This window comes from Pseudoalteromonas issachenkonii (assembly GCF_002310795.1).
Taxonomy (GTDB): Bacteria; Pseudomonadota; Gammaproteobacteria; order Enterobacterales; family Alteromonadaceae; genus Pseudoalteromonas; species Pseudoalteromonas tetraodonis.
In genome coordinates, this window is the sequence record NZ_CP011030.1 from 1,082,866 (window position 1) to 1,099,933 (window position 17,068).

Annotated in this window: 16 protein-coding genes and 1 other annotated feature; of the genes, 10 read left to right on the top strand and 6 right to left on the bottom strand. The window is 40.3% G+C overall.

Annotation, left to right across the window (positions count from 1 at the left end; genetic code table 11):
- Positions 1-33: 33 nt before the first annotated feature.
- Together PISS_RS05025 and PISS_RS05030 are read right to left on the bottom strand one after the other, a co-directional pair.
- The gene (locus tag PISS_RS05025) at positions 34-1,302 is read right to left on the bottom strand and encodes an HlyC/CorC family transporter (RefSeq protein ID WP_013464491.1); all 1,269 of its coding nucleotides are present in this window, start codon (positions 1,300-1,302) and stop codon (positions 34-36) included.
- Between the two features lie 61 nt (positions 1,303-1,363).
- Positions 1,364-2,170 carry a cytochrome C assembly family protein gene (locus PISS_RS05030; protein WP_013464492.1) on the bottom strand — a complete coding sequence of 269 codons (807 nt, stop codon included), beginning with the start codon at positions 2,168-2,170 and terminating at the stop codon, positions 1,364-1,366.
- Between the two features lie 223 nt (positions 2,171-2,393).
- Here PISS_RS05030 and ffh point away from each other — a divergent pair, with 223 nt between their 5' ends.
- From ffh to tyrA, 7 genes are all read left to right on the top strand, one after another.
- Entirely contained in the window at positions 2,394-3,773 is a 1,380-nt protein-coding gene (ffh, locus tag PISS_RS05035) for a signal recognition particle protein (protein ID WP_008464738.1), read from the top strand.
- 261 nt (positions 3,774-4,034) lie between these two features.
- Positions 4,035-4,283, top strand: coding sequence for a 30S ribosomal protein S16 (gene rpsP / locus PISS_RS05040; protein ID WP_008114468.1), 249 nt, complete (start codon positions 4,035-4,037; stop codon positions 4,281-4,283).
- A 17-nt stretch (positions 4,284-4,300) separates the two neighbouring features.
- Complete coding sequence (gene rimM / locus PISS_RS05045) at positions 4,301-4,837, top strand: ribosome maturation factor RimM (RefSeq protein ID WP_008114470.1); 537 nt, start codon at positions 4,301-4,303, stop codon at positions 4,835-4,837.
- Positions 4,837-5,604, top strand: a complete 768-nt coding sequence (trmD, locus tag PISS_RS05050; protein WP_008114471.1) for a tRNA (guanosine(37)-N1)-methyltransferase TrmD — start codon at positions 4,837-4,839, stop codon at positions 5,602-5,604. Before rimM ends, trmD begins: the two co-directional genes overlap by 1 nt.
- Positions 5,605-5,637: 33 nt before the next feature.
- Positions 5,638-5,997: a 50S ribosomal protein L19 gene (rplS, locus tag PISS_RS05055; protein ID WP_011327636.1), complete on the top strand. Its 360-nt coding sequence runs from the start codon at positions 5,638-5,640 to the stop codon at positions 5,995-5,997.
- Between the two features lie 192 nt (positions 5,998-6,189).
- Positions 6,190-7,059 (top strand): MYG1 family protein, encoded by an 870-nt coding sequence (locus PISS_RS05060; RefSeq protein ID WP_013464495.1) that lies wholly within the window; start codon positions 6,190-6,192, stop codon positions 7,057-7,059.
- Between the two features lie 280 nt (positions 7,060-7,339).
- Positions 7,340-8,473: a bifunctional chorismate mutase/prephenate dehydrogenase gene (gene tyrA, locus PISS_RS05065; RefSeq protein ID WP_013464496.1), complete on the top strand. Its 1,134-nt coding sequence runs from the start codon at positions 7,340-7,342 to the stop codon at positions 8,471-8,473.
- A 61-nt stretch (positions 8,474-8,534) separates the two neighbouring features.
- Here tyrA and PISS_RS05070 read toward each other — a convergent pair whose 3' ends face one another.
- Positions 8,535-9,692, bottom strand: a complete 1,158-nt coding sequence (locus tag PISS_RS05070; protein ID WP_013464497.1) for a chorismate mutase — start codon at positions 9,690-9,692, stop codon at positions 8,535-8,537.
- Positions 9,693-9,736: 44 nt separating this feature from the next.
- Positions 9,737-9,859, bottom strand: a sequence feature (Phe leader region).
- A gap of 189 nt (positions 9,860-10,048) precedes the next feature.
- On the opposite strand from PISS_RS05070, the gene PISS_RS05075 reads away from it, so the two are divergent.
- On the top strand, positions 10,049-13,051 hold the full coding sequence (locus tag PISS_RS05075) for a bifunctional diguanylate cyclase/phosphodiesterase (RefSeq protein WP_033103858.1): 3,003 nt from the start codon (positions 10,049-10,051) through the stop codon (positions 13,049-13,051).
- 15 nt (positions 13,052-13,066) lie between these two features.
- Here the strand turns inward: PISS_RS05075 and PISS_RS05080 are convergent, their stop codons facing one another.
- Complete coding sequence (locus PISS_RS05080; protein ID WP_008464752.1) at positions 13,067-13,396, bottom strand: SUI1 family translation initiation factor; 330 nt, start codon at positions 13,394-13,396, stop codon at positions 13,067-13,069.
- Between the two features lie 247 nt (positions 13,397-13,643).
- Here PISS_RS05080 and PISS_RS05085 point away from each other — a divergent pair, with 247 nt between their 5' ends.
- Positions 13,644-14,303, top strand: a complete 660-nt coding sequence (locus PISS_RS05085) for a GAF domain-containing protein (protein WP_013464500.1) — start codon at positions 13,644-13,646, stop codon at positions 14,301-14,303.
- 78 nt (positions 14,304-14,381) lie between these two features.
- Positions 14,382-15,572: an amino acid aminotransferase gene (locus PISS_RS05090; RefSeq protein ID WP_008464755.1), complete on the top strand. Its 1,191-nt coding sequence runs from the start codon at positions 14,382-14,384 to the stop codon at positions 15,570-15,572.
- A gap of 152 nt (positions 15,573-15,724) precedes the next feature.
- Here PISS_RS05090 and PISS_RS05095 read toward each other — a convergent pair whose 3' ends face one another.
- A complete protein-coding gene (locus PISS_RS05095; protein ID WP_013464501.1) occupies positions 15,725-16,477 on the bottom strand; it encodes a DUF3379 family protein in 753 nt (250 codons plus the stop codon).
- Entirely contained in the window at positions 16,477-17,034 is a 558-nt protein-coding gene (locus tag PISS_RS05100; protein WP_058154369.1) for a sigma-70 family RNA polymerase sigma factor, read from the bottom strand. Before PISS_RS05100 ends, PISS_RS05095 begins: the two co-directional genes overlap by 1 nt.
- Between the last annotated feature and the right edge of the window lie 34 nt (positions 17,035-17,068).

A 17,068-nucleotide genomic window follows, 5' to 3' on the forward strand; every position in this document is an offset into this window, starting at 1 on the left:
AAAAAGGAGCCAGCAGGCTCCTTTTTTATTGGTTTATTTTTTACGTTTGTTTGGTTGAATTTTAACTTGTTTAATCATGTTTTCTTTTACCTCAAGTACTTCAACCGGATAGCCTGCAATACGAATACTTAAATTAGCATCGGGGATATCTTCTAAGTACTCAACAATCAAGCCACTCAATGTTTTAGGGCCGTCTAATGGGAATTCCCAGCCCATTTCTTTATTTAAGTCGCGAACGTTAGCACCGCCGTCGACAATGTAAGAGCCATCGTTTTGTGTGGTTACTTCTTCACTCGGTGTCCGAGTTTGAGTGGTAGTAAAATCACCCACAACTTCTTCAAGAATATCTTCAAGAGTGACTAAGCCCTGAATGTCGCCATATTCATCAACAACAATACCAATACGTTCTTTTGATAACTGAAATTTTAGTAGCTGAGTGTTCAGCGAGGTGCCCTCAGGGATAAAGTAAATTTCACGTACCGCACGCAATAGCGAAGGCTTATCAAACTGCTCTTTAGTTAAAAGGCGAAGCGCATCACGAGAGTGAATAAAGCCAACAGCATCATCAATATTGTCGCGGTATAAAAGCACCCGAGTATGTTGAGCGTGAGTAAGTTGTTTACTGATTATTTTCCAATCGTCATTAATATCAATCGCCACAATTTCATTGCGAGGGATCATAATATCTTCAACGGTAACTTGCTCTAAATCTAAAATAGAGGTCAACATACTTTGGTGACGAGCGGGGATCAGCGCCCCCGATTCATTTAGCACGGTTTTTAATTCTTCTTTACTCATGCTGTGCTCATCTATTTGTGCAGCGCTAATACCAAATAAGCGCAATATACCATTGGTCATCCAGTTAACAACGACAACAAATGGGAAGAGAATTTTTAGTAACCCTTTGAGTATCACCGAACTTGGAAAAGCGACTCGCTCAGGATAGAGGGCGGCCAGTGTTTTTGGCGTTACTTCAGCGAAAATCAGCACCACAAGTGTTAATGCACCTGTTGCTATAGCAATACCTAAATCACCATACAAACGAATACCAATAATGGTGGCAACTTGGGCAGCCGCAATATTGACAAGGTTATTACCAATAAGGATAAGACCTATCAACCTGTCAGGTCGACTGAGTAATTTACTAACGCGTTTCGCAGCACGATGATTCTCTTTAGCGAGGTGTCGTAAACGAATACGGTTGATTGACATGATTCCGGTTTCTGACCCGGAGAAGTAAGCAGAAAAAAGTACCAATAAACCTAAAATGATAAACAGCGTACTTGTCGATATGTCGTCCAACGATGGATCCTTTTTTTATAAACCAATGCGTATTAAGCTAGAGTGAGCTTTCAGAGTCAAGTTAAAACTTATTTAGAACCACTTCTTGTATAAAACGGCTGCCAAAATAAGCGAGTGTGAGTGTAAATGCGGCAATCATAATACTCACTACCACCATTTTCCCTCGCCAACCTCGTTTTACATGGCCAACGGCAATCGTAGCAAAAATAGCCCAAGCAACTAAAGATAAGATTGTTTTATGAATAAACTCTTTGGCAAACATGCCATCAAGAAATACAAACCCTGTAATCAGCGCCACGCTTAATAATACTGTGCCTAAATTTAATAGTTGATAAAGTTGACGCTCTACCACCATTAGTGGCGGTAAATGGCTATGTACTATTGCTAAATCTTTACGTTTCAGACGTTTATCAATAAAGTAAAATTGTACGCCGTAAAGGGTGGCAATAATTAAGATACAGTAGGCTAATAACGACAGTGAAATATGCGCAACTAACGCAAGCTCTACATTAATGCTATGAAGTAAAACGTGATGAGGAATAAACAGGCTAGCAATAGTTAACAGGGCAGCAAAGCCGTATACAACAGGTAATAGCAGTGTCGCAGGGAACTTCAAAGAGACGGTGGTGACACAAAGCACTATTACCCAACAAGTCAGTAATGCAACATTAACAATACTTAAATCTTGGCCATCGGCTCTAAACACCGAGTTTACTAAAAGCAGCATATGCGCCAAAATAGCGACAGTGCTCAGTATTATAGTAATTTTTTGGCTTGGTCCCTGACGATGAAACAATCGCGAAAGCACGTGAGACGTTGCTAACACATAAAATAAACTGGCAATAATAGTTAAACTAATAATCAGCATTTTGCTTTGGCCACTTAATTGAAGTCAAATAATTCGTGTTCGTTATCTGGTCATTGTATTTTATAGCAACGCAAATGCATAGACCCTGTAAAAAGAAACTCAATAAGCAGCACTTCAGCACTGTATTGTATGCCACCATTTACGGTATACTATTTTCAATTGAATTTTAATAACATCGACCTTATTAATAGAGTTGATATAAACGTCTTTTCGGAACCGTTACATGTTTGAGAACCTCCAAGAACGATTAGGTAAAACCCTAAAAAATATTAGTGGCCGTGGTCGCTTAACTGAAGACAACATTAAAGATACACTTCGTGAAGTGCGAATGGCATTTTTAGAAGCCGATGTGGCGTTGCCTGTTGTTCGCGAGTTTGTAAAGCAAGTTAAAGAGCGTGCGGTTGGTGTTGAAGTCACCAAAAGCTTGAGCCCTGGCCAGGTATTTATAAAAATTGTTCGTGAAGAACTTGAAAAAGCCATGGGTGAAGCCAACGAAGAGCTAAGTCTTAATGCACAGCCGCCAGCGGTAGTGATGATGGCTGGTCTTCAAGGTGCGGGTAAAACCACCAGTGTGGGTAAGCTGGCTAAGTTTTTAAAAGAGCGCAAGAAGAAGTCTGTGCTAGTGGTGAGTGCCGATGTGTATCGTCCAGCAGCAATTAAGCAATTAGAAACCTTAGCAACAGAAGTTGATGTAGAATTTTTCCCAAGTGATATTTCGCAAAAACCAGTTGATATTGCAACTGCCGCCATTTCTCATGCGAAAAAGAAATTTATTGATGTTGTATTAGTCGATACTGCGGGTCGTTTGCATGTTGATAGCGACATGATGGATGAAATTAAAGCCTTGCATCATGCAATTAATCCAATCGAAACGCTATTCGTTGTTGATGCAATGACAGGTCAAGATGCGGCAAATACAGCAAAAGCATTTGACGAAGCTTTACCGTTGACCGGTGTGATACTGACTAAAACAGATGGTGATGCCCGAGGTGGTGCTGCTTTATCTATTCGTCATATTACTGGTAAGCCAATTAAGTTTATGGGTGTGGGTGAGCGCACTGATGCCCTTGAGCCTTTCCACCCAGACCGAATTGCTTCACGTATTTTAGGCATGGGTGATGTACTTTCATTAATCGAAGAAGTCGAGATGAAAGTAGACAAAGAACAAGCGGCAAAAGTAGCACAAAAAGTATTTAAAGGTGATGGCTTTACGCTGGATGACTTTGCTGATCAACTAAAGCAAATGAAAAACATGGGTGGCATGATGTCGATGCTCGATAAACTGCCCGGCATGCAAAACATCCCAGATGCGGTTAAAGGGCAAATGGGTGATAAAACCTTTATTCAAATGGAAGCGATTATTAGCTCTATGACCAAAAAAGAGCGTGCACGCCCAGAAATCATCAAAGGTTCGCGTAAAAAGCGTATTGCTGCGGGCTCTGGTACTCAAGTACAAGAGATCAATAAACTGCTTAAGCAATTTACGCAAATGCAAAAAATGATGAAGAAGATGAAAGGTAAAGGTGGCATGCAAAAAATGATGCGTGGCATGAAAGGGATGTTACCACCTGGCATGATGGGTGGCGGTGGTCCAAAATTTTAATAATTTAACCTTTAATACCTCCAATACGAGATAAAAAGTAATCAATAAAGAGGCAAAATGCCTCTTTATTGTTGAATAAACTATGCACAGAATAGCTTATTCATATACTTTTTCATCTTGGATCACGGTTTAATCTACTAAACTGGCTTTTTGCATCACTTCTTACTTGCATTGTTGCTAAAAACTCGTACAATTCACCGGCTCCCCATACTGGGGAGTAAATCTTATTAATGAAAACAGTCAATCTATTTAGAGGACGGTATGGTAACTATTCGTTTGCAACGTGGTGGCGCTAAAAAACGCCCTTTCTATCAAATTGTGGTTGCGGATAGCCGTTTCTCGCGTGACGGTCGCTTCATCGAGAAAGTAGGTTTCTTTAACCCAATTGCTTCAGGTCAAGAAGAAAAACTTCGTTTAGATTTACCACGTGTTGAACACTGGTTAGGTCAAGGCGCAGGTCTTTCAGATCGTGTAGCTAAATTAGTTAAAGACGCTCGTAAAGCGGCTTAATAGGCGTAAGTGTAACCATGAGTCAAGAGAACACCTCATCAATAATTGTCGTAGGAAAGCTCGGCGCCCCATATGGTATAAAGGGCTGGCTTAAGGTGCATTCATTTACTGATGATCCCCAAGGGATCTTCGATTTCAGCCCGTGGTTGATAGGGCAGCAAGGTAAATGGCAATCCTTAGAAGTGGTCGACTGGCGTCGCCACAACAAAGGCTTTATCGCTAAGTTTGCGCAAGTAAATGACAGAGACCAAGCAATGGCTTATACCAATGTTGAAATTTCTGTTGATTCAGCGCAGCTACCAGAATTACCGCAAGGTGAATTCTATTGGCGAGATCTCATCGGCATGTCGGTTGTAACTGATAAAGGTTATAACTTAGGCATTGTTGATGACCTTATGGAGACAGGCTCAAATGATGTACTGGTTGTGAAAGCAAATAGTAAAGATGCATTTGGCCAAGCAGAACGTTTAATTCCTTTTTTAACTGATTCAGTTATTCAAGAAGTTAAATATGATGCGAAAGAAATTACTGTAGATTGGGATCCAAGCTTTTAATGAGTCAAACAAGTTCGTTGTGGGTAGGGGTTATCAGCCTTTTCCCGGATATGTTTGATGCAATTACAACGCAAGGTGTAACCGGTCGTGCTGTTAAAAATGGCTTAATCGATTTTAACTGCTGGAATCCACGTGACTATGCAACTGATAAGCATAGAACCGTAGATGATCGTCCTTACGGGGGCGGGCCAGGCATGTTAATGATGGTTGAACCATTAAAACAAGCCATTCTTGAAGCCAAACAGGCTGCAGGTGATGGTGCAAAAGTAATTTATATGTCGCCACAAGGGCGCAAATTAGATCAGCAAGGGGCTAGCGAACTCGCAAACTCTGAAAAACTGATTTTAATTGCCGGTCGCTATGAAGGTATAGACGAGAGAATAATAGAGTCGTACGTTGACGAAGAATGGTCAATTGGTGATTTTATTTTGAGTGGGGGTGAACTACCTGCCATGACATTAATTGACGCAGTTGCGCGATTAGTGCCAGGGGTGTTAGGACACAACCAGTCAGCAGAGCAAGATTCATTTTCGGATGGCTTGCTAGATTGTCCTCACTATACACGGCCAGAAACATTGGACGACAAACAGGTGCCTGCTGTATTACTCAGCGGAAACCACCAAGAGATAGCAAAATGGCGGCTTATGCAGTCATTAGGTAGAACTTGGCTTCGCCGTCCTGACTTGTTGCATAACCTAGCTCTGACTGAGGAGCAAGCGGTATTACTCGCGAAATTTCAGCAAGAGTACCAAAAAGCTTGTGGCTAGAAGACAGTTACACCTAGGAAAGTGAGAAACATAATGGCAAAAGTAAACCAAAATATTATTAAAGCGCTTGAAGATGAGCAGCTTAAAACAGACGTACCTGCATTCGGCGCTGGTGATACAGTAGTTGTACAGGTAAAAGTAAAAGAAGGTGCTAAAGAGCGTCTACAGGCCTTTGAAGGTGTTGTAATCGCTAAGCGTAATCGTGGTCTTCACTCAGCATTCACAGTTCGTAAAATCTCGAACGGTGAAGGTGTTGAGCGTGTATTCCAAACGCACAGCCCTCTTATTGATAGCGTAACAGTTAAGCGTCGCGGTGCGGTTCGTCGTGCTAAGCTTTACTATCTACGTGAGCGTTCTGGTAAATCTGCACGTATTAGAGAAAAACTTAACTAATACGCGCTGTTTATCAACGCAAAAAAACGGGTTGCAACCTTTGGGTTGCAACCCGTTTTGGTTTTAATGCTATTGCAATTTTTATATCGCTACATTTAAAAACCAATACACACCTTAACCAGCATGCGTTAAAGTGTGGTTCACTTCAAAGCACAATATCTTCTCACTTCTTGCAAAAAATGATGTACAAAAATGAATGATAAAACGATAGTTACGCACAACGGCAATTTTCATGCAGATGATGTTTTTAGTATCGCTGCGCTTAAAATTATTTTCCCTTCTTTTACCCTGATCCGCACACGCGATAATGCGATTATTAATGACGCTGATGTGGTTATTGATGTTGGCGGCCAATATGACCCAGAAACTGACCGGTTTGATCATCATCAGCGCGGCGGTGCCGGTGCTCGCGAAAATGGGATTCCTTTTTCGTCATTTGGCTTGGTGTGGAAAAAATATGGCTTAGCAATATGTGATGATAATCAAGATGTGGCGAATGCAGTTGATGCAGGGCTTGTATCAACTATTGATGCCATTGATTGTGGTCATGTTGAAGGTGTTGCCACAGGAATTAGTTTAAGCCAAACAATTTCTATGTTTAACCCAACATGGGAAGAGGAAAGTAATTTTGATGCTGCTTTTGATCAAGCGGTGGAATTTGCCCACACTTTGCTGCTTCGTTTTGTTGCCTCAGCGCAGGGTGGTTTAAATGCTAAAAAGATTGTTGCTCAAGCAATTAAACAAGCAGACGATCCACGATTAATCGTACTAGAGCGTTATACGCCGTGGAAAAAAACCGTACATAGCTTATCAGAAGAGGCGCTATATGTAGTGTATCCATCGCATTCTGGTAAGTGGATAGTGCAAACGGTACCTGCAGAGCTAGGCTCGTTTGAAGACCGAAAGCCATTACCTGCACCGTGGGCTGGATTATCTGATAGTGAATTTCAAGCAGTGACCGGTATAGATGATGCTATGTTTTGTCACAATGGCTTATTTATCGCCGGTGCAGAATCATTCGAAAGTGTTATGTCGCTTGCGACTATGGCATTGGAATATTAGATAAAAAGTGCTAATTAAAGTGGCTATTAAGCCACTTTAATTTTCATTGTTTAAACTCGGCATAGACTTACATTTTTATATGCTTTTTAATTCACTTTACGCAAGCTGTGTTCTATTCATTTAATTATCCTACCTTGGTCGCAGTTGAGTGACTCATACTGATCTTTTCACTAATTAGCCTTTTAACCCCTAACGTATCCTGTTAGTATTTATCGTATTGATTAGTTTACTTTTTTGTAATTATTAATTTACGATTTTGCTTTTTGGATGGAATGAGAACGTGGCAGAGATAAGTGATTTAGCGCAGCTAAGAAAAGGTATAGATGAATGCGATGCGCAACTGGTTGCCTTACTTGCAAAGCGCAATGGTATTACTCAACAAATTGGCGCAATAAAACAACAAACTGGCGCGCCACTACATGCACCCGATAGAGAAGCTGATTTATTAGCTGCACGACGCCAAGAGGCAATTAATCAAGGTGTAAACCCTGATTTAGTCGAAGACATTCTCAGGCGCATGATGCGTGAAGCTTATCAAAATCAACAGGCCAAATTAGCTTGTGCCGACTCACAACTATCTCCGATTGTCATTGTTGGTGGTGAAGGGGCAATGGGGCAGCTATTTGCAAAACAATTTCAGCGCTCGGGTTACGAAGTTAAAGTTTTAGATAAAGCCCAGCAATCACAGGCAGCAGAGATTTTAAAAGGCGCAAAACTGGTGATGATCAGTGTGCCAATTAATGCCCTCGAAACGGTTGTTAACGCGTTACCTAAACTCGATGATGATTGTTTGCTGGTTGATATTACATCGGTTAAACAAGCGCCGTTAAATGTGCTCAAAAAAGTTCACAATGGCGCTGTTGTTGGCTTACACCCCATGTTTGGTCCTGATATTTCTCATTGGGTGAAACAAACCGTGGTGGTATGTGAAGGGCGTAATCCTGAAGTGGCACAAGGTTTATTAAAGCAGCTACAAATTTGGGGCTGTCAGTTAGTAGAACTTGATGCTAAAAAACACGATGAAGCGATGCAAATCATTCAGGTTATGCGCCATTTAACCACCTTTGTGTACGGTCAGTTTTTAGCAAAACAAGGACATACACTGGCAGAGCTGCGTAGTTGCTCATCACCTATTTATCAGTTAGAGCTGATGATGGTCGGTCGTCTCTTTGCGCAATCGCCAGAGTTGTATACTGATATTATGCTGGCGCAATTTGATAATGTAGAAAGCTTATTAGCGCAGTATCAGTGTTTGTTCTCAGAGACGCTTAAAAAGTTAAAAGCAGGGGATAAGCCAGCCTTAATCGATGCCTTTGCTGATGCAAAAGCCTACTTTTCTGACTCCACAGCGCACTTTTTGACACAAAGTCGCAGTTTATTAAATAAAGCGAACGACGCCAAAGTACTCGATTAAACGTGACAGATTAATTAAAACGAAAAAGGGCCCGCAGGCCCTTTTTTAATGTTGCTTTAGGCTAGCTTTGTACACTCACCGCTTGCAGTGATTCGCTTTGATAACAGCCTAATACGCGTACGTACTGGGTATGCTCTTTAAGCTCTTCTAACGCATGTTTCACTTGGCTATCAGCAAGGTTCGCTTCTAAATCCACATAGAATACTTCTTCCCATGGATTTCCTGGTACAGGGCGAGACTCTAATTTTACTAGATTTATATTATGCTGTTTAAAAATCATCAGCGCATCGGCGAGTGAGCCTGCTTGTTGCTTAGTTGCCATAATTAAACTGGTTTTAGTGGGGATTTGTTTAGATACATGTAGCGGTTTACGTGCAACCACAATGAAGCGACTATGGTTTTCTTTTTGATTAGCAAGATTGGCCTTAATGACTTCAAGCCCTACATTTTTACCTGCTTGTGCAGAGCCAATAGCCGCACTGTTAGGTGTTTCAAGTGCTGATTTTAATGCACTCGATGTTGAATCGCAGGTCTCATGCTGCAAATCGCCAAGCCCTTGTAAAAAACGGCTACATTGAGCAAACGGTTGCGGGTGAGCAAACACTTTGGTTAATTGGTTAAGTTCTGTGTCTGGGGCGGCTAATAAACAATGCTCTACGCTGTGAGTGACTTCGCCGACAATAGAGACTTGCGCGTGCTGGAGTAAATCAAATACTTCATTAATACTGCCTGAGCTGGTATTTTCAATCGGTAACAAGCCAAAGTCGGCTTGGCCATTTTCTACTTTACCGGTGATCTCATCAAAAGAACTACAGCCAATTTCAATTAATTTGCCTGGTCGGCGACTAAAGTACTTATGACACGCAAGTTGACTGTAAGATCCTTGTCCGCCTAAATAGGTCACCCGATGGGTTTCACTTAGCGCATCAGGGTTGAGGTTTTTTTGCAGCATAGCTTGTTGATGTAATACTGAGTCTTCTAATATGGTTTGAAAAACATTATTTACATAGTAGGCATCTAAACCAAGAGATTTACCATAACCGATTAATTTTTCGAGTAATGCTAATTCACGTGCTTCATCACGAATTGGTTTATTATTCGCTATCTTATATTCAACAACACCATGGCTAATACGGCGTCGCTTCGCTAATAACACAAGTAGGTCAGAATCGATTTCATTTATATCGTGCCTAAGCGTGTCTAAAACATCATTGCTCATTTGGTTTTCCTCATTCCAAAAATGTCACTGTATTTAACAGCGTAAACAAAAAAGCCTCCCAGTTGGGAGGCTTTACTATTCGATTGATTTTATCTCACAAACAGGGAAGCCTCTTCTATATAAAGAAGCTAAAAAAAGATAAGAAAGTAAGTGAGTATTTTATATTCATGCCCTTAATGTATGAAGAGTAACCTCTAATGTCAACAAGCACTTATATTAAATAGGTTTTTTACCTGATATATATACAAAACATATTGTTTTTTAAAAACTTTACAAATAATTTATAATTCTGATTTGAGATCTGGTATATTTCTACTACTCGCAAAAATAATAATTATAAATAAGGTTGGCCTTTTGTGTATCGACGCCCTCCATCTCGATTTGGAATAAACTCACTCAGTGTCAAGTTATCACTGTTGATCTCTGGCATTTGTTTAGTTGCAGGTATTTGTGCGGCTGCTTTAATGCTCAAATCAGAAGAGAAACAGCTTGTATTTGAAGAGCATGAGGTATTAAAGCAATCAAATGAATTATTAATAAACCAGTTTAATAATTTGATAGCGACCAAAGTTAAAATAGCTGAGCAAGCTAATATTGTTGTTAGCGAGCAGTTATTTGAGGGGCAATTATCATTTAAGAATAACAATGCCCCGACTATGCAAGTCACCAATGATGGTTCAGTGCGCAGCGCATCTGCCGATGGCTTGTCTGCGGCGTTCATTCCCGAAAATGCTTATTCTCCTTTTTATAAACAGTTAATTGCAGATTCTGAATCGCTTTGGAAAGTGATTTCCCCCACGTTAATTCAAGATTTTTATAATTTTTACCTGATCACCAAAGATAATTTTATCCGTGTTGCGCCACCAAATTGGGCACTTAATGTCCCCGGAGATTACACCTTTAATCAGAGCAAAAGTTTTAATTACGCAAAATCGTTAACAAACCCACAACGCGAGCCGCTGTGGTCACGAGTGTATTACGATGGCGTTTGGAATAAGTGGGTCGTTAGTTTAATTGTACCTATTTATAAAAATGATGAGTTTTTAGGAGTTACGGGTAGTGATATTTCTCTCGACTCCCTCATATCGCAATTGCCCGTCGGCGGAAAAGAAAAACATTTAGTGGTGTTCGATAAGCAAGGGCAGCTATTGGCGCACCCTAATTTAGGAGCCGATAGTTATACCCAATACGGAGAGGCGGGAAAAAAGTTGCTACCTGGCGATTTTATTTCTCCTGAGCTAAAGCGAGTTATTGATAATGCAGGGCAAATACAATTGCCGGAATATGCCGACTCGTTTTCATTAAATGGTGAAGACTACATTATAAATATCCATAAAGTTGAAGGTGTAAATTGGTACGTGGGCGTATATAAAAAGCGCTCTTCTACACTATCGGCACTGAAAGACTTAAAACTGAAGTTTTTTGGCTTGTTTATTCTGTATGCCATTTTAGTTGCTTTGTTATTACACCAAGCACTTTATCAACTAGTTTTAAGACGCCTACATTCACTGGTTTATGCGGTTACTAACTTTGGTAAAGGCCAGTTAGAAATTGATTTTCCAAAAGAAAATAAAGATGAAATTGGCACGCTTAATGGTTCATTCAAAGATATGACCATTGAAATTCGCAAACTCATCGATGGCTTAAACCAGCGCATAATAGAAAAAGAAATTGCAGAAAAGGCTGCAAATCGCTTGTCTAAAGCGGTTGCCTTCTCGGGCACGGGTGTGGTGATCACTGATGAAAACTTTGTGATTGAATATGTTAATCCAAAAATGCTGGAAATGACCGACTTTGCAGAAAGTGATTTCCTGCGCCAGCCACTTCTGACTATTATTGCTAATGAAATGACCATGCTGGTAGAGGACATTGATATTGATTTGCGCAACCGTAATTACTGGCGAGGGGATACCCTTATTGAAGCGCAAAACAAGCCACCCATATGGGTATCGCTGAGTGTGTCACCTATTCGTGAAGATGGTGGAAAAATCACCAGTTACGTTGCTTCAGCGCAAGATATTTCATTTGTAAAAGAAAGCCAACGCAAAATGGAACAGCTCGCTTACTTCGACACATTAACCGGGCTTGCTAATCGTACATTCTTTAGAATGCAGCTTAGAAAGTCGATGGCGCTTGCTGAAAGAGGGCGTTACTCGTTTGCTTTATTTTATTTTGATTTGGATGAATTTAAGCGTATTAACGATACTTTAGGTCATGATGCAGGCGATCAACTATTGGTTGAAGTGGCAACACGCTTAAAGCAGCGCTTACGAGCAGAAGATACTATAGCCCGTTTAGGCGGTGATGAGTTTGCGGTATTACTCAGTGGTATTGAGCATCAAAAAGAAGCATCGGAAGTCGCTGACACCATTCAAAAAACGTTAAATCAGCCAATAAAATTAGGTAGTAACGAAGTGATTGTTAGTGCCAGTATTGGTATTACTTTGGCGCCATTTGATAGCTTAGAAGAAGATCAGTTATTAAAACATGCCGATTTAGCCATGTATGAAGCAAAAGCGAAAGGGCGCAATACGTTCCACTTTTATAGCCAAGATCTAAATGCAGCCGCCAATGAGCGATTATTCCTTGAAAATGAGTTGCGCCATGCAATTAAAGAAAAACAACTCACACTGCATTATCAGCCACAAGTTGATTGTCGCGATAATAGTGTAGTGGGATATGAAGCATTGCTTCGCTGGTTCCATCCTACGCAGGGATTCATTCCACCTACCAAATTTATTCCTATTGCTGAGGCAACGGGTTTAATTGTGGAACTTGGTAAGTGGGTATTACAACAAGCGTGTGAGTTCACTAAACGACTAGAGCAACAAGGTAGAGCGAGCAACATGTCGATAAACCTGTCAGCAAGGCAGTTTAAAGACGCAAGCTTAGTACCTATGCTGAAAAAAATAATCATAGAGACGCAAATTAATGCTAAAAGCCTGCACCTTGAACTGACTGAGAGCATGCTAATGGGTAATGTTGAGGCGGCTATTGATCAGTTACATCAATTGAAAAAGCTGGGTATTTCAATTTCTATTGACGATTTTGGTACAGGCTATTCTTCGTTGAGTTACCTTAAACGTTTTCCTGTTGATATTCTTAAAATTGACCGCTCGTTTGTTAAAGATATCCCTGAAGATGATAATGATATGGAGATCACCGCTGCGATTATTGCGATGGCACAAAAGCTCAAGCTTGATGTGGTTGCTGAAGGGGTTGAAACAATAGAGCAAGTTGAATTTTTACAAAATAATAATTGTTTTATTGTGCAAGGCTATTACTTTAGTAAGCCCGTTGCCGAAGCCGATATCCCTGTGTTGTTTGATCAATTAGCTGCGTTAAAAGTCCCTGAATAGAACAAAAATTGCGGGTTAACCACCCGCAATTTTTACCTTAAACTTTAATCCTTCTAAAATCGCCTTTAACTTATCGCGATCATCACCTTGTACTTCAATAACTCCTTCTTTTACTGCGCCACCTTGGCCCATCTTACTTTTTATTGTTTTTGCTAACTTTTTTAAATCGTGCTGTTGGGGATCTAATCCTACAACTAGCATTACGCCTTTACCTTTTCGACCTTTGGTTTGACGCTCTATGCGAATAGACCCGTCTTTAAATAGTTTTACATCCAGTTCTTTTTCTGGCTTTGGCTGGTCAATTCGCCCTGTTGCCGTTGAATACACTAAGTGATTATCACTCATAATTAACCTATCTAAGATTGAATCTAATATTGGGCTAAATAATAACAAATTTGTGACGCAAAGGCGTAATTTTTGCGCCTAAGCTGAACACCTTTTAATCCCGCAAAGATAAACATCCTCTGTTTAAGTACCGCAATAGTGCTTATGAATAAAAGTGCTTAAGGATTTTAAAAAGCGCTTTAAATTGGCTAGCGCTATAAAAATATCCATGCTACTATTTCGGCATTATAGATGTATGGATGGCCAAATGATAAATTCTTATTTAGAGCAAGCTCAGCTTAATGTAGAGCAACAGTTAATTAATGCTGAGCTAGAAAAGCTTGAGCAGTACTTAAATAGCAATGCTGCACCGGCCGTGCGTTGGCAGTATCAAATTCCAGAACTCGGTGAAGGTGGCGCATGTAGTTTATTCGGCTACTTGCAAGATGAGCCGTTTAATTTAAACGATTACGTTAGCCAAAATACGCAAACAACGGCAAAGTTAGCGCAACTTCAGTTGATTGTTGACTATGTAATCGAAAACACCCAGTTAGATTGGTATGGCATCTATCAAAATACGGCCACCCCTGAAGGCGAGCAGTTATTAAAGCTCGCTTATTTTGGTGCACCGAGTCGCCCTTTATTTCCGCTCACCGCTGAATTTGCAACCGGCAGTAATAATGTGCAAGTGGCACTCAGTGGTAAAGGACGTGTCATTAATAATGTTGAGCAATATTTAGCCGCGGGTGGTGAGTATTACACCTGCGATCCGAAAGTAAAAGCAGAGGCCTGTTTACCACTATTTAATGCGCAAAAGCAGTGCATTGGCATTGTCGATGGCGAAGCCTTTAGCACGGATTTTTTTGATAATGCGACACTCGCGTTATTAATTGCATGCTGTATTAAAATTCCTCACTTTTTAGTGTAAATAACACTGGTCAATCGAGTGAGTTTTTATGTTAAGCTTAGCGCAACAGCTAACCCCTAAATAACGAAGAGATAGTCAATGTTCTCAGTATTAAAACCATTACCAACAGACCCTATTCTTGGCCTTATGGCGGCCTATAAGCAAGATACTAACCCTAATAAGATTGACTTAGGGGTTGGTGTATATAAAGACGAGCAGGGGAATACCCCGGTATTAAAGTCAGTAAAAAAAGCAGAAGCGTTTCGTTTAGAAAATGAAATGAGCAAATCTTACATTGGTCTTGCTGGTAACTTAGATTACTGTCAACAAATGGAAAATCTTCTTCTTGGTGAGCACCCGGCATTATTAGCTAATCGCGTACGCACAGCACAAGCACCTGGTGGTACAGGCGCACTTCGTGTTGCAGCAGAATTTATTGTACGTTGTAACCCAGGCGCTACTGTATGGGTTACTAACCCAACGTGGGCTAACCACATTAGCTTATTTGAAGCTGCAGGCTTAACTGTTAAAGAATACCCATACTACGACTACGAAAACAAAGATTTATTGTTTGATGAAATGGTTGAAACATTAACACAGGTGCCTAAGGGCGATGTTGTGTTATTACATGCATGTTGTCACAACCCAAGTGGTATGGATTTAAACGAAACACAATGGAATACCATTGCTGAACTTGCAAAAGATGTGGGCTTTACGCCATTGATTGATATTGCATACCAAGGTTTTGGTTCTTCTTTAGAAGAAGATGCGAATGGTTTACGTATTTTAGCCAATGCGGTTGAAGAGTTGATCATTTGTTCATCATGTTCTAAAAACTTTGGCTTATACCGTGAGCGTATTGGTGCGTGTTCAATTATTGCAAAAGACAGTGCAACCGCTGATATTTCAAACTCGGTATTATTAAGTGTGGTACGTAGCATTTATTCTATGCCGCCAGCGCACGGTGCAGACATTGTAAACACCATTTTAAGCAGCACAGAGTTAACGCAGTTATGGCACAGTGAACTTGATGAAATGCGTAACCGTATTAATGGTTTACGTAGTTTAATTAAAGACAGCCTTGCAGCCAAAGACATTGCTCAAGACTTCTCATTTATAGACCGCCAACACGGTATGTTCTCTTTCTTAGGTATTAATAAAGAGCAAATCGAGCGTCTACAAAAAGACTACGGTATTTATATTGTGGGCTCTAGCCGTGTAAACGTGGCGGGAATTAGTCAAGCAAACATCGATTACTTTGCTAACGCTGTTGCTGATGTATGTAAGTAACCAATAATAAGTTTTAGCTTATTAGCAATAAAAAAACCGCACACTCGTTGCGGTTTTTTTATTGTTTGTAATACCCATCCCCTTATATCAATCTGCTTAGATATAAGGGAGTTTAACTCGTTAAATTGTTCAAATATTTATACAAATTGGTATTACAGCCAGCGAATAGCGCCTGCAATACGTTCATTATACATATCAACCGGTGAGCCTAGGCTTGCTATTAGTACAGTATCAGCTTGTTTTCCTCGGCTTATATGGCCTACGTAGCGAGAGTCACTAAAGTCACCCGAGCCAATTTCAAAGACTTTGTTATCACTAGGGACAATAAACACGGTCATAGGGCCAAAGTCCGATTCAAACACTAAATGGATGCCTTTCTCGCCTTGAAAATCGCAAAAGTTAACATAAGTAACTTTCCCAGGTAAATCATTAAGTTGACCGCCAAGTAAAGCCAGCTTTTCATTGACTGTTTGTAAGCTGATAGGTTGAGTTTTATTTAACGCGTTAAGTTCATGATAAACATGCGCCAATGCATGCTCGCCAGCCGCATGATTCAAGTTTTGCTCTGTGCTAAACATAAACGCACTTACCGCAATCACAAATGAAGCAGCGAACGCCAAATATACACGGTCAAACTTAAAGCGTGAGCGTGAATCAATGACATTGTCTTTTTGTTCAAGCTCATCTTTTCTGACTTTTTCTTTTAACGAGGTGTTTAAAATAATCCGTTCAGCAAGGTTGTCAGGCACAGGAATATCAAGCGCATCATTGAGTTGCTTATCAAATGTTTTGTTTTCATTTAAAAATTGTTGTCTATCGGGACTGCTGTTTGCAAATTCCAGTAGTTCTTTGTCTAGCTCGTTTGGCTGTGCAATCGTGCGGCGACGAAACTCAAGTTCATCCATTATTTTGATGCCCCTTTAAGTTGTTCATCATCACGGCTTAGTGCCTCTTTAAGTTGATTTTTTGCTCGAAATAAACGTGTCATAACCGTATTTTTGTTTAAATCGAGTATGTCTGCAATTTCACCCCCAGAGCAGCCCATAACCACTTGTAATAGTAGCGGCTCTTTGTATTCATCGGCCAACAACGAAATTTGCCGTTGAATAACGGTTTGCTCCATTTCATCATCTAAAGAATGACTGGTTTGATCCACTAGCGTGTCGTTGTCTACATCACTGTAATCAAATTGCTTGCGCTCAAAGCGCCTTGCATTTTCACGTCTTAAAATTGTTAGCAACCATGGCTTAGCTGCTTTTTGATCGAGTAACGAGTCAAGCGAGCGCCAAGCACGTAAAAAGGTTTCTTGCACTAAGTCATCTGCAATATTCGGATCGTTACATAACCAGTAAGCGAAGCGATAGAGTTCCTTATGATAAACGTGAACCAGGGCTTCGTAGCGTTGTTGTTTTTCAGCCATATTTAATAAGACCCGATCATTCGATTTTTTATTTCCAAACATAAGCACTTTTTAATTAAAATTATTATAGGCCAAA

Coding starts and splice junctions, on each gene's coding strand:
- PISS_RS05070 (WP_013464497.1), bottom strand. CDS start 9,692: ATGAGCAATGATGTTTTAGACACGCTTAGGCACGATATAAATGAAATC.
- PISS_RS05060 (WP_013464495.1), top strand. CDS start 6,190: ATGAATGATAAAACGATAGTTACGCACAACGGCAATTTTCATGCAGAT.
- PISS_RS05090 (WP_008464755.1), top strand. CDS start 14,382: ATGTTCTCAGTATTAAAACCATTACCAACAGACCCTATTCTTGGCCTT.
- PISS_RS05085 (WP_013464500.1), top strand. CDS start 13,644: ATGATAAATTCTTATTTAGAGCAAGCTCAGCTTAATGTAGAGCAACAG.
- ffh (WP_008464738.1), top strand. CDS start 2,394: ATGTTTGAGAACCTCCAAGAACGATTAGGTAAAACCCTAAAAAATATT.
- PISS_RS05095 (WP_013464501.1), bottom strand. CDS start 16,477: ATGGATGAACTTGAGTTTCGTCGCCGCACGATTGCACAGCCAAACGAG.
- PISS_RS05030 (WP_013464492.1), bottom strand. CDS start 2,170: ATGCTGATTATTAGTTTAACTATTATTGCCAGTTTATTTTATGTGTTA.
- PISS_RS05080 (WP_008464752.1), bottom strand. CDS start 13,396: ATGAGTGATAATCACTTAGTGTATTCAACGGCAACAGGGCGAATTGAC.
- rpsP (WP_008114468.1), top strand. CDS start 4,035: ATGGTAACTATTCGTTTGCAACGTGGTGGCGCTAAAAAACGCCCTTTC.
- rplS (WP_011327636.1), top strand. CDS start 5,638: ATGGCAAAAGTAAACCAAAATATTATTAAAGCGCTTGAAGATGAGCAG.
- rimM (WP_008114470.1), top strand. CDS start 4,301: ATGAGTCAAGAGAACACCTCATCAATAATTGTCGTAGGAAAGCTCGGC.
- PISS_RS05100 (WP_058154369.1), bottom strand. CDS start 17,034: ATGTTTGGAAATAAAAAATCGAATGATCGGGTCTTATTAAATATGGCT.
- trmD (WP_008114471.1), top strand. CDS start 4,837: ATGAGTCAAACAAGTTCGTTGTGGGTAGGGGTTATCAGCCTTTTCCCG.